A 22,545-nucleotide genomic window follows, 5' to 3' on the forward strand; every position below is an offset into this window, starting at 1 on the left:
ACCGAAGAAGTTATCCAACCGAAGAAGTTATCCACACCATGAGTCCCGCTGGGCTCTATCCAGGGTGGGTCAAGGTTCGATGGAAATGGCGGGTCAGGAATACGTGGAAATCAACATACTTGAGGCGAATCTCGGGGTGACTCATGTCGTCACCGCGCGGAGCAGTCGGACGACTTCGTCCTCCGCAGCCTTCAAGTCCGCGTCGATTTCGGCGAGCGCTCTCGGCAGCGTGAACACGTAGAAGTGGCGGTTGAAGTTGATCTCGTAGCCGACCTTGTCCTTGCTACGATCCATCCAAGCGTCCGGGACGTGCGGCTTCACCTCGCGCTCGAAGTACGCTTCCACGTCCTCCGTGAGCGGCACGTTCTCGAAGTCGCGCAGTTCGGCGTCGGCTTCGAAGCCGGAGCCACGACCGCCCGCCGACACCGGCTCGGCCTTCGCGTCGCGCTGCGTGAACACCGAGCGAAAGAGCTTCTGCTCGGTCGCCTTCCAGCGGCTGCCGCGCTTCTTCAGTAGCGCCTCGATCTCGTCCCACGTTGCGGGCCAGTCCACGCGCGTCTCGCGGCCGAGCAACTGGTCGATGGCCTGCACGTCGTCGAGCAGGTGCGGGCAGGCGTCGAGGAAACGCGCCTTGTCGTCCGTCGTCATCTGGTAGCGCAGGCGCAGCGGCCGCTCGATGGTGATCCGCGTGTAGCCGAAGTCGGCGTTGTCGAAAGTCTTGGAGTGCGGACCCTCTTCGAACTGGCCGTAGAGGCGTACGACATCGTCGATCTGCGCGCTGGTCATGTGCCTCCGCTTGTCGCCGAGGCTGCGCTTGCTGTCTTCGCTGCCGCCTGGCGTCCACACGTCGCGCGCGTCGAGGAGCTGCACCTTGCCCTTGCGCCGACCCTCCTTGCGGTTGGTGACGACCCAGACGTAGGTACCGATGCCGGTGTTGTAGAACATTGACTCCGGCAACGCGACGATGGCCTCGAGCCAGTCGTTCTCGAGTAGCCACCTGCGGATCTCGCTCTCGCCCGAGCCTGCGCCCCCCGTGAACAGGGGCGAGCCAGAGAAGACGATTGCGAACCGAGAGCCCTCCTTGTGCTCCTTCGGCTTGACGTGCTCGCGCTTGCTCCACATGTGCTGCAGGAACAGAAGCGCGCCGTCGTTCACACGCGGCAGGCCGGCGCCGAACCGGCCGTCGAAGCCGCGCTGCTCGTGCTCCCTCTGGACCTCCTTCTGCTGCTTCTTCCAATCGACGCCGAAGGGCGGGTTGCTCAGGAAGTAGTCGAAGGTCTCGGACGGGAACTGGTCCTCGGTAAAGATGTCACCGAAGCGAACGTTGTCGCCGCCGCCGTTGTGGCTCACCTCCTTCATGAGCATGTCGGAAGCCGCCGTGGCGAAGGCGCGCTTGTTGTAGTCCTGCCCGTAGGAGTAAAGCTTCGCCTCGGTGTTGTGCTCCCGCAGGTAGCGCTGCGCTTCGGCCAGCATGCCGCCCGTGCCGCACGCCGGGTCGAGGAGCTTGCGCACCGTGCCCGCCGTGGCGAGCAGCTTGTCGTCGTGGATGAAGAGCAGGTTGACCATGAGGCGGATCACTTCGCGGGGCGTGAAGTGATCGCCGGCCGTCTCGTTCGCGAGCTCGTTGAAGCGGCGGATGAGGTTCTCGAAAATCTGGCCCATCCGCTCGTTCGGCACGTTCGACGGGTGGAGGTCAACGTCGGCGAACTTCGAGACCACGAGGTAGAGGATGTTCGCCTCGTGCATCTTCTCGATCTCGGCTTCGAACTCGAAGTACTCGAAGATGCGCTGGACGTTCCTCGAGAAGCCCTTGATATAGCTGACCAAGTGCTTATTAATGTTGTCCGGGTCGCCCTTGAGCTTGCCGAAGTTGAGCGGCGAATGGTTGTGGAAGCGCTGGCCCGCGACCTTGTTCAGCGTGGTGTCGAGCGCATCGCCGGAGAGCCTGCCGCCCTTGTGCTTCTCGTGCGCGGCGACGACCTTCGCCTTCGTCTCGGCGAGGACGCAGTCGAAGCGACGCAGCACCGTCATCGGCAGCATCACGCGCTCGTACTGTGGCGGGCGGTAGGGGCCGCGCAGGAGGTCGGCGATCTGCCAGATGAGGTTGGCGAAGGTGTTGTGATCAGCGGCCATCGTCGCTGCCTCCCCCGGCCTCACCGCCACGCGGCTGCGCATCCATCCACCGGTCGAGTTCGGTACGCTTGATGCGCCATTGCCCGCGGATCTTGAACGCGGGGATCTGCCCGGCCGCGGCCATGGCGTACACGGTCTTCTCGGCGAGCTTCAGCAGCACCGCGACCTCCTTGACAGTCAGGATTTCATCAGTCATCGGTTCTGCACCAGGATCGGAACTCACGGGTGGTGGCGGCATTAGATTCCAAAGGACGCCATCCTACGGCAATCTCAATGTCAGCCAACGATCGTTAAGCTCACCGGGGACAGGAGCTATTCAGCTCGGCGTCCGCCACGGGGGCCCGTCAGGCGCTGTCATGTGAATTGGTTGCACTGTCGAGCGGCCGGTGACGATGGCTGCCGACACTCGACCGTCGCGGAACGAATGACCCCACCCAGTCTTAATCCGATGTTCGCCGCCGCAGGCGCAACGACAGCAACTGGGCGGGTACAGCCGGCCGGTCCGAAAACCGATAGCCCCCATAGATTCAGGCCCTTGATCAGCATCGTCGTCAAGTTCGGACCACCTCTATCGCCGCACGGCATTGCAAGATCCGTCAGACCAACTTTATTTTTCTCCGACGAACTTTATTTGCTCCAGTCATTCCATCATGCCGCCCTACTCCACCGTCACCGACTTCGCCAGATTCCGCGGCTTGTCGACATCCGTCCCGCGCGCGCACGCCGTGTGGTAGGCCAGCAGCTGCAGCGGCACCACGTGCAGCAGCGGTGAGAGTTCGCCGTAGTGCTCGGGCATGCGGATCACGTGGATGCCTTCCTCGCTCTCGATGCGGGTGTCGCCGTCGGCCAGCACATACAGCACGCCGCCGCGCGCACGCACCTCCTGCATGTTGCTCTTGAGCTTCTCCAACAACTGGTCGTTGGGCGCCACGGTGACCACCGGCATGGTGCTGGTGACCAGCGCCAGCGGGCCGTGCTTGAGCTCGCCGGCGGCATAGGCTTCGGCGTGGATGTAGGTGATCTCCTTGAGCTTGAGCGCACCTTCGAGGGCCACCGGGTAGTGCAGGCCGCGGCCGAGGAACAGCGCGTTCTCCATCTTCGCGAAGTCTTCCGACCAGGTGATGATCTGCGGCTCCAGCGCCAGCACGGACTGCAGCGCCACGGGCAGGTGGCGCATGGCCTTGAGGTGGCGCTGCTCGGCCTCCTCGGTCAGCCTGCCCTTGGCCTGGGCCAGCGCCAGCGTCAGCAGGAACAGGCCGGCCAGCTGCGTGGTGAACGCCTTGGTCGATGCCACGCCGACCTCGACACCGGCGCGCGTGATGTAGGCCAGCTTGCACTCGCGCACCATGGCGCTGGTGGCCACGTTGCACACCGTCAGCGTGTGTTCCATGCCCAGGCTCTGCGCATGGCGCAGCGCGGCCAGTGTGTCGGCAGTCTCGCCGCTCTGGCTGATGGTGACGACCAGCGTGCGCGGGTCGGGCACGGACTCGCGGTAGCGGTATTCGCTGGCGATCTCGACCTGGGTCGGGATCTTGGCAATGCCCTCCAGCCAGTACTTGGCGGTGCAACCGCTGTAGTAGCTGGTGCCGCAGGCCAGGATCAGCACGCGGTCGATCTCCTGGAACACGCGGTGCGCACTGGCGCTCACGCCCTGCTCGTCGGGCTGGCCGTCGAACAGCTCGGGCGCGACGCCCACCAGGCCTTCGAGCGTGTCGGCAATGGCGCGCGGCTGCTCGAAGATCTCCTTCTGCATGTAGTGGCGGTAGGGGCCCAGCTCGGCCGCGCCGCTGTGCGCCTGCACGGTCTTGACGGGGCGCGTCACGCTCTTGTGCGCCTTGTCGATGATCCAGTACTTGCCCAGTTGCAGGTCGACCACGTCGCCTTCGGACAGGTAGACGATCTGGTCGGTCACGCCGGCCAGGGCCATGGCGTCGCTGGCCAGGAAGTGCTCGCCACCGTCCTTGCCCACGCCCAGGATCAGCGGGGAGCCGGCACGTGCGCCGACCACGCGGTGCGGCTCGTCCTTGGCGAACACGGCGATCGCGTAGGCGCCGCGCAACTGCCGCACGGCAGCCTTGACGGCCTCGAACACGTCGCCGTCGTACAGGCTGTCGACCAGGTGGGCGATGACCTCGGTGTCGGTCTGGCTATGGAACACATAGCCCTTGGCCTTCAGCGCCGCGCGCAGCTCGTCGTGGTTCTCGATGATGCCGTTGTGCACCAACGCGATGCGGCCCGGCCGCGCGGCCGCTTCGGCGCCCGGGCCATGGCTGAAGTGCGGATGGGCGTTGTGCACGGCCGGCGCGCCGTGCGTGGCCCAGCGCGTGTGGGCGATGCCGGTGCCGCCCTCGATGTGCTCGGCCTGCACCTGGGCCACGAGTTCGGCCACGCGCGCCGTGCTGCGGGCCCGCTGCAGCCCGCCGCCTTCGGCCGGCCCCAGGCTGGCGGCATGGATGGCGACGCCGCAGCTGTCATAGCCCCGGTACTCCAGCCGCTGCAGACCCTGGACCAGGATGGGAACGATGTTGCGCTTGGACACTGCGCCGACGATGCCGCACATAGAGGTTCTCCCGTGAATGAGCGGGCGGATGCTAGGCGATGGAGACTGTTCTTTTTGTTCGATTTTTCACGCCATTCGGAATATTGTTTCCCACACCGCCGACAAGGACAGAAAATTTCATTCATGATCAATTCATGGAATCTTTGGAAATTGATGCCACCGATTTGCGGCTGTTGGATCAACTCCAGCGCGACGCCTCGCTGAGCAACCTGGCGTTGGCCGAGCTCGTGCATGTGTCTGCACCCACCTGTCTGCGCCGCGTCAAGCGGCTGGTCGATGCAGGACTGGTGGAGCGCCAGGTGGCCATCCTGTCGCCGGACCGACTGGCGCCGGTGCTGGGTCACGGGCTGACGGCCCTGGTGGAGATCACGCTGGACCGGCAGGACGCCGAGCGGCTGGCCGCCTTCGAGCAGCGCGTGGTGGCCGACGACGCCGTACAGCAGTGCTACCGCGTCTCGCCCGGGCCGGACTTCTGCCTGGTGGTGCACGCGCGCGACATGCCGGACTACCTGGCGCTGGCCGAGCGGCTGTTCACGGCCGACGCCAACGTGCGCAACGTGAAGGCCTTCTTCAGCCTCAAGCGGGCGAAGTTCCAGACCCGGTTGCCGCTGCCCGCGGCAAGGTGAGCCAGACCGTGCAGCCCTGGCCGGGTGCGGCCTCGGCGCGCACGCTGCCGCCATGGCGGCGCACGACCTGCTGCACCAGGGCCAGGCCCATGCCCAGGCCTTCGAAGCGCGCGCCGTGCAGGCGTGCAAAGGGCTGGAACAGGCGCGTGGCCTGGGCCGGCGGGAAACCGGCACCGTTGTCGCGCACGCGCAGTTGCACACCACCGTCGGGCAGCACCGCGCCGTCGATCTGAATGCAGGGCTCGACCGCCGGCCGCGTGAACTTGAGCGCATTGGCCAGCAGTGCGGCCAACGCCTGGCGCAGTTGCGCCACGTCGCCCGGCACGGGCGGCAGGCCGGGCGCGATGTCCCAACGGATGGCGCGCGCACGGTCGGCCTCGGGCAAGGTGGCCTCGGCCGCGCGGCGGGCTTCGGCCACGAGCAGGGCGCCATCGGTCACGCTTTGCTGCAGCGGCGCGCCCGACAGCCGCACCAGCGCCAGCACGGCGTCGAGCATGTCGCCCAGCTGGCGAGAGGAGCGGTCCAGCTGGGCCAGCGCGGGGGCGAGATCCTCGCCGGACGCCGCCATCTCGCGCAGCACTTCGCCATAGGCCAGCACATGGCGCACCGGTGCGCGCAGGTCGTGCGAGACCATGCGCGCCATGTCCTCGGCATCGGCCTGGGCCGCGCCAAGCTGCGCGCGCAGCGCCTGCAGTTCGCTGGGGCCGTCCGCGCTCACTTCGCCTTCTTCGCGGGGCGCGTCCAGTTCGGGATGCTGACCTGGCGGCCGCGCGCCACGCTCAACGCACCGGCCGGGGCGTCCTTGGTGATGGTGGAGCCGCCGCCCACGGTGCCCCCGGCGCCGATGGTGACGGGCGCGACCAGCACGCAATTGCTGCCTACGTGCACGTCGGCCTCGATCACCGTGCGGTGCTTGTTGGCGCCGTCGTAGTTGGCGGTGATGCTGCCGGCGCCGTAGTTCACGCGCTCGCCCACGGTGGCATCGCCCAGGTAGGCCAGGTGGTTGGCCTTGGCCCCCTTGGCCAGCGTGGAGTTCTTGACTTCGACGAAGTTGCCGATGTGCACCTCTTCGCCGAGCTTCGCACCGGGGCGCAGCCGCGCGTAGGGGCCGACGATGGCGCCCGCGCCCACCTGCACCTGGCTGCCCGTGTCGGTGCCGCCTTCGATGTGGCAGAAGGCCTGGATCACGGTGCCGGCAGCGATCTGCGCGTTGGCGATCACGCAGTGCGGGCCGATGCGCACGCCCTCGCCCAGGCGCACCTCGCCTTCGAACACACAGCCGACATCGATCTCCACGTCGCCGCCGCACTCCAGCCGGCCGCGCACGTCCAGGCGCGCCGGATCGGCCAGGCGCACGCCCTGCTCCATGAGGCGCTGGGCATGGCGCAGCTGGTAGGCGCGCTCGAGTTCGGCCAGCTGCACCGGGCTGTTGACGCCGTCGACCTGGATGCGGTCGGCCGTCTTGCTCGCCACCACAGGAACACCGTCGGCGACGGCCATCTGCACGATGTCGGTCAGGTAGTACTCGCCCTGCACGTTGTCGTTGGTCAGCCGCACCAGCCAGCGCTTGAGCTGCGCCGTGGGCACGGCCATCACGCCGGTGTAGATCTCGCGGATGGCGCGCTGCGCGTCGGTGGCGTCCTTGTGCTCGACGATGCGCTGCACGGCGTCGCCATCGCGCACGATGCGGCCATAGCCAGTGGGATCGGGCATGTCCACCGTCAGCAGCGCCAGCCGCTCGCCAGCGCAGCTGGCCAGCAGCGCGCGCAGCGTGTCGGCGGCGATCAGCGGCACATCGCCGTTGAGGATCAGCGTGACCCCGTCATCGGGCAGCGCGGGCACGGCCTGCTGTACGGCGTGGCCCGTCCCCAACTGCGGCTCCTGTCTGACGCAATGCAGCGCCAGGGCGGCCTGGGCGGCCCCGGCCTGTTGGACGAAACTCTCTACCGTCGCAGCGCCATGGCCGGTGATGACGACGGTGCGTCGCGGCGCGAGTTGGGCCGCGGTGTCCAGAACATGCCCGAGCAGGGCGCGACCGGCCAGACGGTGCAACACTTTGGGGATGCTGCTCTTCATCCGCGTGCCCTTGCCCGCGGCCATGACCACCACATCGACGGATGCCATGCACTACCTCGCTTTCACTGGTTCCAATGCCGCGCGGATTATCGTGCTCGCCCTGACCTGCCTGATGGTGGGCTGCAGCTCGGTGCGGCTGGCCTACAACAACGTGCCCACCTTTGGCACCTGGTGGCTCAACAGCTACCTGGACTTCGACGATTCGCAGTCGACCCGGCTGCGCGAAGACCTGGCCAGCCTGCAGCAGTGGCACCGCACGCAGTTGCCCGAGATGGCCGGCCTGCTGCAACGTGCCCAGGCACTGGCTGGGCAGGAACACCTGCCGGCCTCGCAGGCCTGTGCGCTGGTGGACGACGTGCAGCGCCAGCTGGCCGACATCAGCGCCCACTCGGAGCCCGGCGCGGCGCAACTGGTGCGCACCCTCACGCCAGCGCAGCTGCAGCATCTGGACGCCAAGTACAACAAGACCAACGAAGACTTCAGCAAGGAGTGGCTGGACTTGAGCCCAGACAAACTCCACGAGAAGCGCTACGACAAGGCGCTGGACCGCGCCGAACACTTCTATGGCCGGCTCAGCGCCGAGCAGCGGGCGCTGCTTCGTCGGCAGGTCGATGCCTCCAGCTACGACCCGCGCAAGCTGCAGGCCGAGCGCGTGCGGCGCCAGCAAGACACCTTGCAGACGCTGCGCAGCGTGGCCGGCGAGCAAGCCCCGCCCGAGCAGGTAGAGCGTGCGCTGCGCGGCCTGTTCGCGCGCTACCGCCAGTCACCGCAGGCCGACTACCGGGCCTATGCGCAGCGGCAGATCGAGGAGGGGTGCGAAGGCCTGGCGCTGTTGCACGACACCACCACGGCCGCGCAGCGCGAGAACGCCGTCAAGCGGCTGCAGGCCTACGAGAAGGATTTCCGCTCGCTGGCCGCGCAGCGCTGACGCGTCAGCGCTTGGCCAGGCGCAGGGCCGGCCGCGGCTGCGGCAGCTCCCCGCGCTGCCGGCTGCGCTCCAGGTAGGCCTGCAGGCTGGGCGGTACGTCGGGCACGCCCCAGGCATCGCCCTGTTGCGCCCGCGGTTGGAACTCGCCTGTGCCGTTGTCCTGTTGCTGCTGGCGGTTGTCGGGCGGCATGTGGCGGTGCTGAAGCCCGGCGGACACGGAATCGCGGAAATCCTGGTGCATGGCGGTCAAATCCTGGAGCGCCGCGTGCCCGGAACGGAGCATGTCGGCAAGAATATGCACCAGCTTAGGGCGCGGGCTGCGGCTCCTCCGTCGTCCACGGCTTGTTACAGGCGTCGGCGCCGTCCTACAGCAGCGGCAATTTCTCCAGAGGCTGGGCCGCGTAGTCGGCCAGCTGCGTCAGCGCGCGCGGGTTGCGCAGCAGCAGCCGTCCGTCCTCCAGGCTGTGCAGCCCCAGGGCCTGCAGGCGGCGCAGCGTGCGGTGCGTGTGCACCAGCGAAAGGCCCAGCGCGTCGGCCATGTGCTGCTGCGTCAGCGGGAAGGCGCAGCTGTTGTCTTCGGCGACCAGCCCCAGCCGCTGCAGGCGCTTGAACAGATGGATCAGCAGCACCGCCACCCGCTCCATCGCACTGCGCCGGCCGGTGGTCAGCAGGTTCTCGTCCAGCATCTGTTCCTCGCGCGCGCAGAGCCAGGTCAGGTCGTAACCCAGGCGCGGCTGGGCGCGGTAGAGTTCCCACAGCCGCTTGCCCTGGAACACGCAGACCGAGGCCTCGGTCAAGGCCTCCACGCCGTAGGTGGCGCCTTCCGAGAAGCGCTGTTGCAGGCCGAAGAAGTCCCCTGGCAGCAGGAAGTTCAGGATCTGGCGCCGGCCATCGCTGAGCGTCTTGTAGCGGAACGCCCAGCCGGCGTAGAGCGTGTAGAGCCGGCCGCCATCGGCCTGCTCCCGAATCAGCGCATGGCCCGCCGGTACGCGCTCGGTGGCGCTGCGCAGGTCTTCGATGAAGCCGAGTTCGCTCGCCGCGAGTTGGTGGAAAGCGCCGCTGGCGCGCAGACCGCAGTGCGCACAGCGCTGCGGCATGGGAGGGGCGTCGGACGGCGTCACGGGGCGCGAGTGTAGGGGCACCGCGCATGCTCCTACACTCGCACCGTCCCGGCACCCGGGACGATGGAGGTGCAGCGATGGGTTCCAGCCTGGATGCCGTGGCGCAAGCGTTCTGCGCCGATCCTGCCTACCCGCAGAGCGTGCGGGCGCTGGCCGCATTGGGCACGCCGCGCCGCTACGGCAGCGGCGCCAAGCTGCTGCACGAAACCGACCGCGGCGACACGCTGTTCGTCGTCATGCAGGGCCAGGTGCGCGCCTACGGCCACGACCCGCAGGAACGCGAGATCACCTTCGGCTATGTCGGCGCGGGCGACTATTTCGGCGAGATGGCGCTGGACGGCGGCCCCCGCTCGGCCACCGTGGAGGCGCTGGAGCCCACCGTCTGCGCGCTGGTCACGCGCGACGCGCTGCTGGCCTACATCGGACGCCAACCCAGCTTCGCGCTGGAACTGCTGGCCAAGGTGACACGGCGTGCGCGCATGGCCACCAACAGCGCGCGCAACCTGGCCTTCATCGACGTCTACAGCCGCCTGGCCAAGCTGCTCGGTGGCGTCGCCCGGTCCGAGGGCGACGGCCGCGCCGTGCTGCCCGAGGACCTGAGCCTGCAGGAGATCGCCCAGCGCGTCGGGTGCACCCGAGAGATGCTCAACCGCATCCTCAGGGACCTGCAAGGGGCCGGCTACCTGGAGCGCCTGGACGGCCGGCTGGTGCTGCGCACGCCCCTGCCGTCGCGCTGGTAGTGCCGAAACCGCACGGCTCTTTGCAAGAATTCGCGCCAAATTGTGTGCATACGTCACAAACCCCCTGTGGGTTTCACACGGCGTCACATCCGGCCCGCCACCTAAGCTTCGCACCGGCCTCGCCCATGCCGCGGGGAACAAGGAAGCTGCCATGTTGGAAGGTTCAACGTCTGTCCACGCCGAGGCTGCCTGGGACATCGGCAGCGTCATCGCTGCCACACCGCGGCGATTTCTTTCCGACGCGACCACGATGCTGCGCTGCATCATCGAGCATGTGGACTACGGGCTTGCATTGATCTCGATCGGTTCGCGCCGCCTGCACCTCGCCAACTCGGCCGCCTTGCTGGCGATGAGCGCCGACAGCAACCACAGCAGCGGCCTGTCGGTGGTGGCCGGCGAGCTCTGCGCGCTGACACCGGTTGGCGAGCGCGCCCTCGAACGCAGCCTCACGCTGGCCCGCACCGGCGTGCGCGACCTGCTGACGGCCAACAAGGGCCCTGGCCGCACCACGGTGGCCGTGGTGCCGCTGGCCGGCCCCGAGGAAGACGGCCAGGCCCTGCTGATCTTCTCCAAGCCGCGCCTGTGCGACGCCACCACGCTGGCGCTGTTCGCCCGCTCCTGCGACCTCACAGCCGCCGAGAGCAACGTGCTGGCCGCCGTCTGCGAAGGCAAGCGGCCGCACGAGGTGGCCCGCCAGCATGGCGTGCAAGTGTCCACCGTGCGCAGCCAACTGCTGTCGATCCGCCAGAAGACGCGCAGCGGCTCCATCCGCGAACTCGTGCAGACCGTCTCGCTGCTGCCGCCTATGGCACGCCACCTGGTCTGACCCTGCGGGCCCCCGTCGCGCCCGCGCGCGCGGCGCCGGGATGCATGGCTTAGACTGGCGCGAACACGCCACACCAGCGCCGCCGCCACGCGGCACGTCGAGCCATGATGTCCGAGTTGAGTGCACAGACCGACGCGTTCAGTTCCAACGCCGCCCCATCCAGCCCCTTGCGCCGCCTTGCCGCCCTGGGCGACGTGCGGCACTACCGCAAGGGCACCATCCTGATCCATGAGTCGGACCATGGCGACACGCTCTTTGTCGTCATGGAAGGCCGCGTCAAGGTCTTCAGCACCGATTCCAACGGCCGCGAGATCACGCTGGGCGTGATCGTCGCAGGCGACTACTTTGGCGAGATGGCGCTGGATGGCGGGCCGCGCTCGGCCAGCGTGATCACGCTGGAGCCGGCCGTGTGCTCGCTGGTGTCGCGCGCCACCCTGCTGGCCTTCATCGGCCAGGAGCCTGGCTTTGCGCTGGATCTGCTGGGCAAGGTGATCCGGCGCGCGCGCTCGGCCACCAACGCCGTGCGCAACCTGGCCTTCACCGATGTCTACGGCCGCATCACGCAGCTGCTGACGGAGTTGGCCGAACCCCAGCCCGATGGCACCGCGCTGATGCGCGAACGCATGACGCAGCAGGACATCGCCAGCCGCGTCGGCTGCAGCCGGGAGATGGTCAGCCGCATCATGAAAGACCTGGAGGCCGGCGGCTATGTCGGCGTGCGCGACCGGCGCATCGCCTTGCTGGCGAAGCTGCCGGCGCGCTGGTAGTCCTGGCGCTCAGGACTGCTGTTGCATGCTGCCGCGTGCCGGCGGCAGCACCAGGCCGACCAAGCCCAGCGCCAGCCGTGCCAGCGCGGCGCCGGCCTGGCCCAGGGCGAGCCCGAGGTCGCGCACGGGCTGGGCCACGGCCTGCTGCCAGCGGCCGGCCTGCAGGGCGCGGCCGACTGCGCGTGCCTGGGTCTGCGGCAGCGGATCCCAGGCGAAGTAGGCCGCGGCCCCGCGCTCGGCACCCGAGGATTCGAGCACCACGCGCTGCCCCGCCTGCACCACCATCCCCCGCCCCGGGACCAGGAACAGGTCACCTGAGGCCTGGGTGTCGGTGCGCAGCATGTCCATGGTGACCCAGACACGCCCGTGCGCAATGCGCAGCACACCCGCGCTGGACGGGGTCAGGCTGAGGGCCTGGCCGGCGTCGAGCTTCCAGCAGCCCGGGAGGGCGGCGGCGGACGAGGATTGATGCGTACTTTGCGTGGCTTGGGTGAACATGGCGGGCTCCTGAGTTCGGTGCTTGGGAGTGAATGATCGTCGCCAGCCCCTTGGCGGTCCAATGAAATCGGGCTAGGCTATTGATTCATCGCGCGCATCAATCACCCCATGCAGCATTCCCAGACCCATCTGCGCACCCGGCCCATCGCGGCCGGCTACCTGCGTGCCTTCCTGGCCGTGGCCCGCCACCTGAACTTCCGCGTCGCGGCGGAGGAACTGGCCCTCACCCAATCCGCCGTGAGCCGGCAGATCCAGGCCCTGGAGGAAGAGGTCGGCGTGCCTCTGTTCCTGCGCCACACGCGCGCCGTGGAGCTCACGGGCGCCGGCGCGCAGCTGCTGGCCGCCGCCGCACCGGCACTGGAGCGGCTGGACGGCGCCGTGCGCCAGATCCGCCAGAGCGCGGGGCGGCGCAGCGTCTCGCTGACGACCTTCGCCTCGTTCGCCTCGATGTGGCTGATCCCGCGCCTCGAAGCCTTCCAGCGCGACCACCCGGACATCGACATCCGCATCGACGCCACCGACGCCGTGGTCGACCTGGACGTCTCCGATGTGGACATGTCGCTGCGCTACGGCCACTTCGCCAACATGCCGGCCGACGGCCGCCGCCTGTTCGGCGAACAGCTGACGCCGGTGGCCAGCCCCTGGCTGCTCAAGAGCGGCGTGCGCCTGCACCAACCTGAAGACCTGGCCCAGTTCACGCTGATCGAGGCCGGCGATGCGCACTACACGCACCTGCAGTGGCTGACCTGGCAGCGCTGGATCGAGTTGCAGTTGCCGGCCGCCAGCGCCCGCAAGTTCCAGCCGCAGCGCTGGCTCTACTTCAACTATGCCTACCAGATGGTGCAGGCCGCGCTGGCCGGCCAGGGCCTGGTGCTGGCGCGCTTGCCCCTGGTGGCCGAAAGCATGGCCAATGGCGACCTGGTCGAGGTGCTGCCCAATCGGCGCATGGACTCGCCGATGACCTACTGGCTCAAGCTGGCGCCCCGCAGCGAGGCCCGGCCCGAGGTCCGGGCCTTCTGCGACTGGCTCATGGACCAGGCGGCGCTCACGCGTGCGGCCGTCGGCGACGCGCCCGACCCCGACACGGTGGACGACATCGATTGAGCTGGCTGCGGCCGGCTACTTGATCGGCCAGACCACGCCGTGGTCGTTCAGGATGGCGTCCAGCGGCACGTCGTGCGGCTCGGGCTCGAAGTCGTCCAGGAAGCCCGTGCCGAAGCCCAGCCCCACCGTCAGCGGCTTGGGCTGCAGCGTGGCCAGCGTGCGGTCGTAGAAGCCGCCGCCGTAGCCCAGCCGGTAGCCGCCCGCCGCATAGCCCACGCAGGGCACGAACAGCAGCGTGGGCACCACCACCTCGGTGCCCTTGGGCTTGGGAATGCCGTAGGCGTCCTCTTCCATCGGGCAGCCGGGGTACCAGGCGTGGAAGGTCAGGGTCTTGTGCACCTTGTCCACCACGGGCAGGCCGATGCGCTTGCGCGTCGCCTCGCCCTGCAGTTCGCCGTCTTCCTTCCAGCGGTGCAGCGCCGGCAGCGGATCGAACTCGCCCTTGATCGGCCAGTAGGCGCCGATCACCGTGTCGGCCCGGCCGACCAGCCAGATGCGCATGACCTGCTGCAGGGCACGCGCACGCTCCATGCGGTCGGGCAAGGCCAGGCGCGCTTCCAACAGTGCGGCGCGCAAGGCTTTGCGTTCGCGCGCCTTGTCCTCGGCCGATTTCTCCATAATCCTCCCCCATGCAAGTACGGGCCATTCTGACATCGATCGTTCTCATGGCCGGGCTGGGTGCGGCCCTGCCCAGCCCGGCCCAGACCCCTGCCGACCAGCTGATCCTGGACATGCAGCAGGCCGCGCGGCGCGGCGACAAGGCACGCCTGGCCAGCCTGTTGCCGCAGGTGCGCGGCCATGTGCTGGAGCCCTGGGCCGCCTACTGGGAAGCCCGCAGCCGGCTGGAGGACTTCACGAGCGGCGACATGCAGGCCTTCAGCGCCCGCTACGCCGGCAGCTACCAGGAAGACCGGTTGCGCAACGACTGGCTGCTCTTGCTGGGCCAGCGCCGCGACTGGAGCACTTTCGCCGCCGAGCACCCACAGTTCCGCATGGGCGACGACCGCCAGGTGCGCTGCTACGCCCTGCTGGTCGACCAGCTGCGCAGCAACCAGCCCGCCTCGCAGGTGGCGGCCGACGACGTGCGCCGTCTGTGGCTGGCCCAGCGCGACGCCGACGACGGCTGCACCCAGGCGGCCGACCGCCTCTACGCCACCCGTCGCCTGCCGGCCGAGGACGTCTGGCGCAAGGCCCGCCTGTCGGCCGAGGCCAACCGCAGCCGCGCCACGCGCGACGCCGTGCAGATCGTCGCGCCCGAGGTGCTGGACCAGGTCGGCCAGCTGCTCGACAGTCCGGTGCGCTACCTGGCCGGCCGCAGCGTGGCCGCCTCCAAGCTGCGCCGAGAACTCATCACGCTGGCCCTGGTCAAGCTGGCCGCCTCCGACCCCGAGCAGGCCGCCGCGGCGCTGGACAGCAAGTGGAGCGTGCAGCTCTCGGCCGAGGAGCGCAACTGGCTCTGGGGCGTGATCGGCAAGCAGGCCGCGATCCGCCGCTCGCCCATGACCTGGGAGTACTTCAGCAAGGTGCAGCGCGACACCGACCTGCACGACGAAATGCTGGTCTGGAAGGCCCGCACCGCGCTGCGCGAAGGCCAGTGGAAGGCGCTGACCACCACCATCCAGGCCATGGGCGACGAGAGCCGCCTGGACCCGGCCTGGATCTACTGGCGCGCCCGCGCGTTGCAGAAGATCGGCAACGAAGCCGACCGCGCCGAGGCGCTGCAGCTGTACGAAAGCATCGCTGGCGTGCGCGGCTTCTACGAGCAGCTGGCGCTGGAGGAACTCGGCCGCAAGATCGAGGTGCCGCCCGCGCCGCCACCGCCCACGCCCGACGAGAAGGCCCTGGCCCGCAGCAACCCCAGCCTGCAGCGCGCGCTCTACGCCATCGGCATGGGCTTGCGCAGCGAAGGCGTGCGCGAGTGGAACTACGCCACCAACCTGCACAGCCCGGGCGGCATGGCCGAGCGCGACCTGCTGGCCGCTGCCGATCTCGCCTGCGAGCGCGAGGTCTGGGACCGCTGCATCAACACCAGCGAACGCACGCGCCAGGCCATCGACTTCAGCCAGCGCTTCCCGATGCCGCTGCAGGACTCGGTGGTGCCGCGCAGCCGCGCGATCAATCTCGACCCGGCCTTCGTCTACGGCCTGATCCGCCAGGAGTCGCGCTTCATCATGGACGCGCGCTCGCACGTGGGCGCCTCCGGCCTCATGCAGGTGATGCCGGCCACAGCGCGCTGGACCGCGCGCAAGATCGGCCTCACGGACTTCACGCCCGGCCAGATCAACGAGCGCGAGACCAACATCGCGATCGGCACCGGCTACCTGAAGCTCGTGCTGGACGACTTCGCCGGCTCCATGCCGCTGGCTGCGGCCGCCTACAACGCCGGCCCCGGTCGGCCGCGCGTGTGGCGTGGCCAGGCCGGCAGCCCGACGCTGGAGGCCGCCATCTGGGCCGAGAACATCCCGTTCAACGAGACGCGCGACTACGTCAAGAAGGTGGTCTCCAACGCCACCAACTACGCTGCCATCCTGACTGGCCAGCCGCAATCGCTGAAGGCGCGCATGGGCAGCGTGGGCCCGCTGGCCGCCGGCGCACCCGACCCGAGCAAGGAACTGCCCTGAAGGCAGCGCACGCGATGGATGACGCCCTGGCTCGCATCGGCGACACCATCGCGCAGGAGTTTTCCGACCTGCGCAGCGTCGAGGACGCGACGCGCATCGTGCTGCGCCTGGCCCTGGCCGCCCTGCTCGGCGGCCTGCTCGGCATCGAGCGCGAGGCCAAGGGCAAGGCGGCCGGCGTGCGCACCCACATGCTGGTGTCCATGGGTGCGGCCATGTTCGTACTGGCCTCGCAACAGTTCGATATCGGCGCGGCCGACATGAGCCGTGTGCTGCAGGGGGTGATCGCCGGGGTCGGCTTCCTGGGTGCCGGCACCATCCTCAAGGGCGATGCCGAGAGCCGGGTCAAGGGCCTGACCACGGCGGCCGGCATCTGGATGACGGCCGCCATCGGCGTGGCCGCCGGCTTGGGCAAGGAGAGCACCGCCATCCTCGCCACGCTGCTGACGCTGGCCATCATGGCCTCGCTGCCGCTGTTCGCACGGCTGTTCGAGCGCAAGGCCGATGCGCCGCGGCGCATCGTCACGCCGCCGGACCGCTGACCTCTGTCCTTCCCGACGGGTGGCCCCCGTCGTCGAGCCGCAGTGTGCGCAGGCGCAGGGCATTCGCGATCACGCTCACGGACGAAAGCGCCATCGCCGCCGCCGCCACCACCGGCGACAGCAGCAGCCCGAGGAACGGGTAGAGCACACCGGCTGCCAATGGAATGCCCGCGACGTTGTAGGCGAAGGAAAGCACCAGGTTCTGCCGGATGTTGCGCATCGTCGCGCGCGACAGCGCCCGCGCCCGGACGATGCCCAGCAGGTCGCCATGGAGCAGGGTGATGCCCGCGCTTTCCATCGCCACATCGGTGCCCGTGCCCATCGCGATGCCGACCGTCGCCTGGGCGAGGGCTGGCGCATCGTTGACGCCGTCGCCGGCCATGGCCACGGTCCGCCCCTCGGCCTGCAGCCGCTGGACGACGGCGGCCTTGTCCTGCGGCAGCACGTCGGCCACGACTTCGTCGATGCCCAGCTGCCGGCCCACGGCGTCGGCAGTGGTCTTGCCGTCGCCCGTCAGCATGACGATGCGCATGCCGATGGCCTTCAGTTCCTGCAGCGCCTGCGGCGTGGTCTTCTTGACGGGGTCGGCGATGGCGACGAAGCCCGCCAGCCGGCCGCCGAGGCCGACGAAGATCACCGTGGCCGCGGCGCGCCGTTGCTGCTCGGCCGCGGCGTCGAGCGCCGCGGTGTCGATGCCCTGTTCGGCCAGGAACCGTGCGCTGCCGCAAACCACATCCACCCCTTCCACCGTACCCACCACGCCCTTGCCCACGGGGGAGTCGAACCCGGACACCGGGGACAAGGCGAGCTTGCGCTCCTGCGCGGCCGCCACGATGGCCAAGGCGAGCGGGTGTTCGCTGGCCCGCTCCACGCTGGCGAGCTTGTGGAGCACGTCCCCGGAGGAAAAGCCCGCCGTCGCCTCGATGTGGACCACCTTCGGCCGCCCCTCGGTCAATGTGCCGGTCTTGTCCACCACCAGCGTATCGACCTTCTCCATCTTCTCCAGCGCCTGCGCATCGCGGACCAGGATGCCGTGCTGGGCCCCCTTGCCGACCCCGACCATGATGGACATCGGCGTTGCGAGCCCCAGCGCGCAGGGGCACGCGATGATGAGCACGGCCACCGAGGTCACGAGCGCGTAGCTGAAGGCCGGTGCCGGCCCCCACACCAGCCATGCAGCGAAGGTCAGCAGCGCCAGCAGGATCACCACCGGCACGAACCAGCCCGCGACCTGGTCGGCCATGCGCTGGATCGGCGCCCTGCTGCGCTGGGCCGCGGCCACCATGTGCACGATCTGCGCCAGCAGGGTGTCGGCGCCGACCCGCTCGGCACGCAGCACGAAGCCGCCGGTCTGGTTCATCGTGCCCGCCGTGAGCTTCGATCCGACCGACTTCGCGACGGGAAGGGGCTCGCCCGTCACCATCGACTCGTCGACGTTGCCCTTGCCTTCGGTCAGCTCGCCGTCCACGGGCACCTTCTCGCCCGGCCGCACGCGCAGCAGGTCGCCGACCTGGATCGCATCGACCTGCACCGTTTCGTCCGCGCCGGCGGCATTCAGCCTGACCGCCGTCCTGGGCGCAAGCCCGAGCAGCGCCTTGATCGCACCCGAGGTCTTCTCGCGCGCCCGCAGCTCCAGGACTTGGCCGAGCAGCACCAGCACCGTGATGACGGCGGCCGCTTCGAAGTACACGGCCACGGCACCGTCCTCACGCCGCAGAGCGGGGGGGAACAGCCCGGGCAGCAGCGTCGCGACGAGGCTGTACAGCCAGGCCGCGCCCGTGCCCAGCGCGATGAGCGTGAACATGTTGAGGCTGCGGTTCCTGACCGAAGCCGCCCCCCGCGCGAAGAACGGCCATCCGGCCCAGAGCACCACGGGCGTCGCGAGCGCGAGCTGCACCCAGTTCGAGGCCTGCTGTGCGATGAGGTGGTGGATGTCGAAGACATGGCTCCCCATCTCGAGCGCGAACACCGGAGCGGTCAACACCGCGCCAATGCCCAGGCGCCGCTGCATGTCCCGCAGCTCGGGGCTGTCCCCCTCTCCCTCGGCCGCGATCAGCGGCTCCAGCGCCATGCCGCAGATGGGGCAGTTGCCCGGCCCCGCTTGCCGTACCTGCGGATGCATGGGACAGGTGTACGGGCCCCCAGGTTTCGCCGGCCCGGCCGCGGCCGCCTCGTGGTGGTGACCTGCAAGGCCATGGTGGCCGTGGCCTGGGTGGCCGCTGTGGGATGGGTTTGAGGTCTGCATGACGGGCTCCGGATGCGCCAGTCTGGCCCCTGACATCGCCGCAATGTCAAGGCGCGCCACGGGCCCCATTGACCTTCTCCCCATGGCAAGGTTTAGCATGGCGGACATTCGTGAATCGACGGACGGAATTCCCGCCCGTCGCCCCAAGCCTGTGAAACTGCTGCGTATCTGGCTGCTCGTGCTGCTCGCCGTGTTGCTCCCCGTCCGGGGCGCGATGGCGGCGGCCATGGCCTGCCCGCCGCCTGCAAGCGCCGCGGCGCAGCAGCTCGGCGCACCGGCCGGGGACCATGGGCACGGCAGCCATGGGCACGACGAGGCCGGGCATTCCCACGGTGGTGACCACGCGGCAGCCGACCCTGCGCATGCGGCAGGCCCCGCCGACAAGTGCAACATGTGCTCGGCGTCGTGCGCCACACCGCCGGTGCCGAGCGCAGCAGGGGGCCTCGCCGCCCCCCTCGACCTGGCCTCGGCCCCCTTCCCCGATCTCCCGGCCCCGGCCCCGACCTTCCTGTCGGACGGCCAGGAGCGCCCTCCACGAACCATCTGACCCACGAGGCCTCCGCGGGAGGCCCGATGGGGCTCGTGCGTCCGCTGCGCGAACGCATGGGCGTCTCTGGCATGCCGCCAGTTCTCTCACATGGTTCCGAACGATGAACAGACTTTCCCTGCGGGCCGCACCGGTGCTGGTGCTGTGCCTGCCGCTGGGCGCATTCGCCCTGTCCGAGGGCGCGCGCCCCGATGACCCCGCCGCCGCCGCGCCGGCCCTGCGCCATGCATCGGCCTTCTCCGACTACAAACCCTGGCAGGAGATCCGGCCCGGCAACTGGCGCCAGCTCAACGACCAGCTCGTCGCCCCCGCCGCAGGCCGGGCCGGCGGGCACGGCGCCCACGCCATGCCCGCGTCGCCCCAGGGTGCAGCCAGCCACCCGCCCCCCGCGGCGGCGGGCCACCCCATGCACGGGGGCCGACCATGATGCGCGCCACGGTCGCGGCCCTGGCCGCATCGGTGCTGGCCGGTTGTGCCGCGTTCTCGCCCGACGGTGGCATGGACCGGGTGTCCGCGCTCACCAAGGAGCGTACCGGACAGGGCATCGCGCCGCAGCGGTCTGCGCAGGACGCCGGCCAGGCCCGTGCCCGCGTGGCAGAACTCCTCGCGCAGCCCCTCACGCCAGACGCGGCGGTCGAACTGGCCCTGCTGAACAACCGCGGATTGCAGGCCAGCTTCAGCCAGTTGGGCATCGCCGAAGCGGACCTCGTCCAGGCCGGCCGGCTGCGCAATCCGGTGTTCGGCTTCGGCCGCATGGCGCTGGGCGGCGGCGCCGCCGAGATCGAACGCTCGGTCATGTTCGACCTGCTGGGCCTGCTGACCATGCCGGCCGCGACCAAGGTGCAGCAGCGCCACTTCGAAGAGGCGCAGGTCCTGGCCGCGGCGCAGGCCGTGGGCCTGGCCGCCGACACGCGGCGTGCCTACTTCGGTGCCGTCGCCGCACAGGAGACGGTCAACTACCTGCGCCAGGTCAAGGAGGCGGCCGATGTCTCCAACGAGCTGGCCCGGCGCATGCTGCAGGCGGGCAACTTCAACAAGCTGGCCCAGATGCGCGAGCAGGCCTTCTATGCCGACGCCACGGCCGGGCTCGCCCGGGCCCAGCAGCAGGCCGTGGCCGAGCGCGAGCGCCTGACCCGCCTGCTGGGGCTGTCGGGCGACCAACTGGACTACACCCTGCCGGAACGCCTGCCGGCCCTGCCCCCACAGCCGACCACACCGCACAACGCCGAGCAGACGGCCATCGCGACGCGCCTGGACATCCTGATGGCCAGGCGGGCCACGGAGGCGACCGCCAGCGCGCTCGGGCTCACGCACGCCACGCGCTTCATCGACGGCCTGGAGGTCGGATACCAAAACAAGAGCGAGACCGGCGCGCGCCGGCAGAACGGCTACGAGATCGAACTGCCCATCCCCTTGTTCGACTTCGGCACCGCGCGCTCCGCGCGCGCCGAGGCGACCTACATGCAGTCCGTGCACCGCCTGGCCGCCGTGGCCGTGAACGCGCGCTCCGAAGTGCGGGAGTCCTACGCCGCCTACCGCACGGCCCATGACCTCGCGCGGCACTACCGCGACGAGGTGGTCCCGCTGCGCAAGCGCATCTCCGAGGAAAACCTGCTGCGCTACAACGGCATGCTGATCGGCGTGTTCGAGCTGCTGGCCGACGCGCGCGAGCAGGTCCGGGGCGTCACGGACTACGTGCAGGCCTTGCGCGATTTCTGGATCGCCCAAACCGACCTGCAGACCGCACTGACCGGCCGCTCCCCCGGCGGCGCCCCCACCCCCGCGGCCTCCCCCGCAACAGCGGCAGGCGCACCGTCCGCCGGCCACTGAAAGAGCCCACATGTCCAACCGCAGAAACTTCTTCAGGACGGCAGGCGCCGTCGCCCTGGGTGCCACGACGGTCAGCCGCGTGGGCGCCGCATCCCTGCCCGAGGCCGTCTACCAGAGCTCGCCGGCCATGCAGCCGCCGCGCCCGCCCGACACGGGCCGGCCGTTCAACCCGGTCGCCACGCTCAACGGCTGGAGCCTGCCCTGGCGCATGCACAACGGCGTCAAGGAATTCCACCTGGTCGCCGAGCCCGTGGTGCGCGAGTTCGCGCCCGGCATGAAGGCCAACCTGTGGGGCTACAACGGCAGCAGCCCCGGGCCGACCATCGAGGCCGTCGAGGGCGACCGGGTGCGCATCTTCGTCACCAACAAGCTGCCCGAACACACCACGGTGCACTGGCACGGCATCCTGCTGCCATCGGGCATGGACGGTGTGGGCGGCCTCACGCAGCCGCACATCCCGGTGGGCAAGACCTTCGTCTACGAGTTCACCCTGCTGCGCGCCGGCACCCACATGTACCACCCGCACGCCGACGAGATGACGCAGATGGCCATGGGCATGATGGGCATGTTCGTCATCCACCCCAAGGACCCGCGGCAGATGCGGGTGGACCGCGACTTCGTGTTCCTGCTGGCTGCCTACGACATCGAGCCCGGCGCGGCCACGCCGAAGACGGCCGAGATGACCGACTTCAACATGTGGACCTGGAACAGCCGCGTGTTCCCCGGCATCGACCCGCTGGTGTGCCGCACGGGCGACCGGGTGCGCGTGCGCGTGGGCAACCTCACCATGACCAACCACCCGATCCACATGCACGGGCCGCACTTCGTGGTCACGGGAACGGACGGTGGCTGGGTGCCGCCCGCGGCGCGCTGGCCGGAGGTGACGACCGACATCGCCGTGGGACAGATGCGGGCCTTCGAGTTCGACGCGGTCGCCGGCGACTGGGCGATCCATTGCCACAAGTCGCACCACACGATGAATGCCATGGGCCACGACGTGCCCAACATGATCGGCGTGGACCACCGCGGCGTGGCCGAGCGCATCACCAAACTCGTGCCCGACTACATGGTCATGGGCGACAAGGGCATGGCGGACATGGGCGCGATGGAGATGCCGCTGCCGGACAACACGCTGCCCATGATGACCGGCACCGGGCCCTTCGGCCCCCTCGAGATGGGCGGCATGTTCAGCGTCGTCAAGGTGCGCGACGAGGTGCGGCCGGGCGACTACAAGGAGCCTGCGCCCTACCAGCACCCGCCAGGCACTGTCGCCTACGAGTTCAAGGGCCAGGTCGAGCAACCCGCCCGCGCGCCGGCCCCCCAGGCGGACCGCAACACCATGACCGTGCGCAAGCCCTCCGGCGGCGGCCACGCCCACCACTGA

At 69.4% G+C, this 22,545-nt stretch carries 22 protein-coding genes; 12 read left to right on the plus strand and 10 right to left on the minus strand.

From position 1 onward, the window contains the following. Positions 1-141: 141 nt before the first annotated feature. The 3 genes from ASF45_RS10430 to glmS form a co-directional block, all read right to left on the minus strand. Positions 142-2,133 carry a class I SAM-dependent DNA methyltransferase gene (locus ASF45_RS10430; RefSeq protein WP_056661121.1) on the minus strand — a complete coding sequence of 664 codons (1,992 nt, stop codon included), beginning with the start codon at positions 2,131-2,133 and terminating at the stop codon, positions 142-144. Beyond that, positions 2,123-2,329 (minus strand): helix-turn-helix domain-containing protein, encoded by a 207-nt coding sequence (locus ASF45_RS10435; protein WP_056661124.1) that lies wholly within the window; start codon positions 2,327-2,329, stop codon positions 2,123-2,125. The genes ASF45_RS10430 and ASF45_RS10435 overlap by 11 nt, the downstream gene beginning before the upstream one ends. A gap of 462 nt (positions 2,330-2,791) precedes the next feature. Then, positions 2,792-4,693, minus strand: a complete 1,902-nt coding sequence (gene glmS / locus ASF45_RS10440) for a glutamine--fructose-6-phosphate transaminase (isomerizing) (protein ID WP_056661127.1) — start codon at positions 4,691-4,693, stop codon at positions 2,792-2,794. Positions 4,694-4,827: 134 nt separating this feature from the next. Between glmS and ASF45_RS10445 the strand changes: the two genes are divergently transcribed. Further along, positions 4,828-5,319 carry an Lrp/AsnC family transcriptional regulator gene (locus tag ASF45_RS10445; RefSeq protein ID WP_056661130.1) on the plus strand — a complete coding sequence of 164 codons (492 nt, stop codon included), beginning with the start codon at positions 4,828-4,830 and terminating at the stop codon, positions 5,317-5,319. Here the strand turns inward: ASF45_RS10445 and ASF45_RS10450 are convergent. Both ASF45_RS10450 and glmU read right to left on the minus strand, forming a co-directional pair. Further along, a complete protein-coding gene (locus ASF45_RS10450; protein WP_056661133.1) occupies positions 5,270-6,037 on the minus strand; it encodes an ATP-binding protein in 768 nt (255 codons plus the stop codon). The genes ASF45_RS10445 and ASF45_RS10450 overlap by 50 nt on opposite strands. Further along, the gene (gene glmU / locus ASF45_RS10455) at positions 6,034-7,443 is read right to left on the minus strand and encodes a bifunctional UDP-N-acetylglucosamine diphosphorylase/glucosamine-1-phosphate N-acetyltransferase GlmU (protein WP_056661136.1); all 1,410 of its coding nucleotides are present in this window, start codon (positions 7,441-7,443) and stop codon (positions 6,034-6,036) included. Before glmU ends, ASF45_RS10450 begins: the two co-directional genes overlap by 4 nt. Before the next feature lie 43 nt (positions 7,444-7,486). On the opposite strand from glmU, the gene ASF45_RS10460 reads away from it, so the two are divergent. After that, positions 7,487-8,323, plus strand: coding sequence for a DUF6279 family lipoprotein (locus tag ASF45_RS10460; RefSeq protein WP_156472945.1), 837 nt, complete (start codon positions 7,487-7,489; stop codon positions 8,321-8,323). 4 nt (positions 8,324-8,327) lie between these two features. On the opposite strand, the gene ASF45_RS10465 is transcribed toward ASF45_RS10460, so the two are convergent. Next, positions 8,328-8,564, minus strand: coding sequence for a hypothetical protein (locus ASF45_RS10465; protein ID WP_056661142.1), 237 nt, complete (start codon positions 8,562-8,564; stop codon positions 8,328-8,330). Positions 8,565-8,688: 124 nt separating this feature from the next. Further along, the gene (locus tag ASF45_RS10470) at positions 8,689-9,420 is read right to left on the minus strand and encodes a Crp/Fnr family transcriptional regulator (protein WP_056661145.1); all 732 of its coding nucleotides are present in this window, start codon (positions 9,418-9,420) and stop codon (positions 8,689-8,691) included. A 101-nt stretch (positions 9,421-9,521) separates the two neighbouring features. Between ASF45_RS10470 and ASF45_RS10475 the strand changes: the two genes are divergently transcribed. From ASF45_RS10475 to ASF45_RS10485, 3 genes are all read left to right on the plus strand, one after another. Next, entirely contained in the window at positions 9,522-10,184 is a 663-nt protein-coding gene (locus tag ASF45_RS10475) for a Crp/Fnr family transcriptional regulator (RefSeq protein WP_056661148.1), read from the plus strand. A 151-nt stretch (positions 10,185-10,335) separates the two neighbouring features. Next, complete coding sequence (locus tag ASF45_RS10480) at positions 10,336-11,010, plus strand: helix-turn-helix transcriptional regulator (RefSeq protein WP_156472946.1); 675 nt, start codon at positions 10,336-10,338, stop codon at positions 11,008-11,010. A 107-nt stretch (positions 11,011-11,117) separates the two neighbouring features. Further along, a complete protein-coding gene (locus ASF45_RS10485) occupies positions 11,118-11,777 on the plus strand; it encodes a Crp/Fnr family transcriptional regulator (RefSeq protein ID WP_056661471.1) in 660 nt (219 codons plus the stop codon). A gap of 9 nt (positions 11,778-11,786) precedes the next feature. Here ASF45_RS10485 and ASF45_RS10490 read toward each other — a convergent pair whose 3' ends face one another. Then, positions 11,787-12,275, minus strand: a complete 489-nt coding sequence (locus tag ASF45_RS10490) for a DUF2917 domain-containing protein (RefSeq protein ID WP_056661153.1) — start codon at positions 12,273-12,275, stop codon at positions 11,787-11,789. Positions 12,276-12,383: 108 nt separating this feature from the next. Here ASF45_RS10490 and ASF45_RS10495 point away from each other — a divergent pair, with 108 nt between their 5' ends. Then, positions 12,384-13,379 carry a LysR substrate-binding domain-containing protein gene (locus ASF45_RS10495; RefSeq protein ID WP_056661156.1) on the plus strand — a complete coding sequence of 332 codons (996 nt, stop codon included), beginning with the start codon at positions 12,384-12,386 and terminating at the stop codon, positions 13,377-13,379. A gap of 15 nt (positions 13,380-13,394) precedes the next feature. Here the strand turns inward: ASF45_RS10495 and ASF45_RS10500 are convergent, their stop codons facing one another. Next, positions 13,395-13,997 (minus strand): 5-formyltetrahydrofolate cyclo-ligase, encoded by a 603-nt coding sequence (locus ASF45_RS10500; RefSeq protein ID WP_056661160.1) that lies wholly within the window; start codon positions 13,995-13,997, stop codon positions 13,395-13,397. Positions 13,998-14,008: 11 nt separating this feature from the next. Here ASF45_RS10500 and ASF45_RS10505 point away from each other — a divergent pair, with 11 nt between their 5' ends. Both ASF45_RS10505 and ASF45_RS10510 read left to right on the plus strand, forming a co-directional pair. Next, complete coding sequence (locus tag ASF45_RS10505) at positions 14,009-16,000, plus strand: lytic transglycosylase domain-containing protein (RefSeq protein ID WP_056661163.1); 1,992 nt, start codon at positions 14,009-14,011, stop codon at positions 15,998-16,000. A 14-nt stretch (positions 16,001-16,014) separates the two neighbouring features. Then, positions 16,015-16,539 carry an MgtC/SapB family protein gene (locus tag ASF45_RS10510; RefSeq protein WP_056661166.1) on the plus strand — a complete coding sequence of 175 codons (525 nt, stop codon included), beginning with the start codon at positions 16,015-16,017 and terminating at the stop codon, positions 16,537-16,539. Here ASF45_RS10510 and ASF45_RS10515 read toward each other — a convergent pair. Then, positions 16,520-18,784 carry a copper-translocating P-type ATPase gene (locus ASF45_RS10515; RefSeq protein WP_056661169.1) on the minus strand — a complete coding sequence of 755 codons (2,265 nt, stop codon included), beginning with the start codon at positions 18,782-18,784 and terminating at the stop codon, positions 16,520-16,522. The genes ASF45_RS10510 and ASF45_RS10515 overlap by 20 nt on opposite strands. A gap of 97 nt (positions 18,785-18,881) precedes the next feature. On the opposite strand from ASF45_RS10515, the gene ASF45_RS10520 reads away from it, so the two are divergent. The 4 genes from ASF45_RS10520 (at position 18,882) to ASF45_RS10535 (ending at position 22,545) form a co-directional block, all read left to right on the plus strand. Then, positions 18,882-19,331: a hypothetical protein gene (locus tag ASF45_RS10520; RefSeq protein WP_156472947.1), complete on the plus strand. Its 450-nt coding sequence runs from the start codon at positions 18,882-18,884 to the stop codon at positions 19,329-19,331. Between the two features lie 103 nt (positions 19,332-19,434). Then, positions 19,435-19,758, plus strand: a complete 324-nt coding sequence (locus ASF45_RS10525) for a hypothetical protein (protein WP_082550936.1) — start codon at positions 19,435-19,437, stop codon at positions 19,756-19,758. After that, a complete protein-coding gene (locus tag ASF45_RS10530) occupies positions 19,755-21,161 on the plus strand; it encodes a TolC family protein (RefSeq protein WP_056661178.1) in 1,407 nt (468 codons plus the stop codon). Before ASF45_RS10525 ends, ASF45_RS10530 begins: the two co-directional genes overlap by 4 nt. Before the next feature lie 10 nt (positions 21,162-21,171). Next, positions 21,172-22,545, plus strand: a complete 1,374-nt coding sequence (locus ASF45_RS10535) for a multicopper oxidase family protein (protein ID WP_056661180.1) — start codon at positions 21,172-21,174, stop codon at positions 22,543-22,545.

Origin of the sequence: Pseudorhodoferax sp. Leaf265 (assembly GCF_001422365.1) — a bacterium.
GTDB lineage: Bacteria > Pseudomonadota > Gammaproteobacteria > Burkholderiales > Burkholderiaceae_C > Pseudorhodoferax.

Coding starts and splice junctions, on each gene's coding strand:
- ASF45_RS10485 (WP_056661471.1), top strand. CDS start 11,118: ATGTCCGAGTTGAGTGCACAGACCGACGCGTTCAGTTCCAACGCCGCC.
- ASF45_RS10505 (WP_056661163.1), top strand. CDS start 14,009: ATGCAAGTACGGGCCATTCTGACATCGATCGTTCTCATGGCCGGGCTG.
- ASF45_RS10465 (WP_056661142.1), bottom strand. CDS start 8,564: ATGCACCAGGATTTCCGCGATTCCGTGTCCGCCGGGCTTCAGCACCGC.
- ASF45_RS10435 (WP_056661124.1), bottom strand. CDS start 2,329: ATGACTGATGAAATCCTGACTGTCAAGGAGGTCGCGGTGCTGCTGAAG.
- glmU (WP_056661136.1), bottom strand. CDS start 7,443: ATGGCATCCGTCGATGTGGTGGTCATGGCCGCGGGCAAGGGCACGCGG.
- ASF45_RS10510 (WP_056661166.1), top strand. CDS start 16,015: ATGGATGACGCCCTGGCTCGCATCGGCGACACCATCGCGCAGGAGTTT.
- ASF45_RS10515 (WP_056661169.1), bottom strand. CDS start 18,784: ATGCAGACCTCAAACCCATCCCACAGCGGCCACCCAGGCCACGGCCAC.
- ASF45_RS10430 (WP_056661121.1), bottom strand. CDS start 2,133: ATGGCCGCTGATCACAACACCTTCGCCAACCTCATCTGGCAGATCGCC.
- ASF45_RS10495 (WP_056661156.1), top strand. CDS start 12,384: ATGCAGCATTCCCAGACCCATCTGCGCACCCGGCCCATCGCGGCCGGC.
- ASF45_RS10475 (WP_056661148.1), top strand. CDS start 9,522: ATGGGTTCCAGCCTGGATGCCGTGGCGCAAGCGTTCTGCGCCGATCCT.
- ASF45_RS10530 (WP_056661178.1), top strand. CDS start 19,755: ATGATGCGCGCCACGGTCGCGGCCCTGGCCGCATCGGTGCTGGCCGGT.
- ASF45_RS10490 (WP_056661153.1), bottom strand. CDS start 12,275: ATGTTCACCCAAGCCACGCAAAGTACGCATCAATCCTCGTCCGCCGCC.
- ASF45_RS10445 (WP_056661130.1), top strand. CDS start 4,828: ATGGAATCTTTGGAAATTGATGCCACCGATTTGCGGCTGTTGGATCAA.
- ASF45_RS10535 (WP_056661180.1), top strand. CDS start 21,172: ATGTCCAACCGCAGAAACTTCTTCAGGACGGCAGGCGCCGTCGCCCTG.
- ASF45_RS10500 (WP_056661160.1), bottom strand. CDS start 13,997: ATGGAGAAATCGGCCGAGGACAAGGCGCGCGAACGCAAAGCCTTGCGC.
- ASF45_RS10480 (WP_156472946.1), top strand. CDS start 10,336: ATGTTGGAAGGTTCAACGTCTGTCCACGCCGAGGCTGCCTGGGACATC.
- ASF45_RS10520 (WP_156472947.1), top strand. CDS start 18,882: ATGGCGGACATTCGTGAATCGACGGACGGAATTCCCGCCCGTCGCCCC.
- glmS (WP_056661127.1), bottom strand. CDS start 4,693: ATGTGCGGCATCGTCGGCGCAGTGTCCAAGCGCAACATCGTTCCCATC.
- ASF45_RS10525 (WP_082550936.1), top strand. CDS start 19,435: ATGAACAGACTTTCCCTGCGGGCCGCACCGGTGCTGGTGCTGTGCCTG.
- ASF45_RS10470 (WP_056661145.1), bottom strand. CDS start 9,420: ATGCCGCAGCGCTGTGCGCACTGCGGTCTGCGCGCCAGCGGCGCTTTC.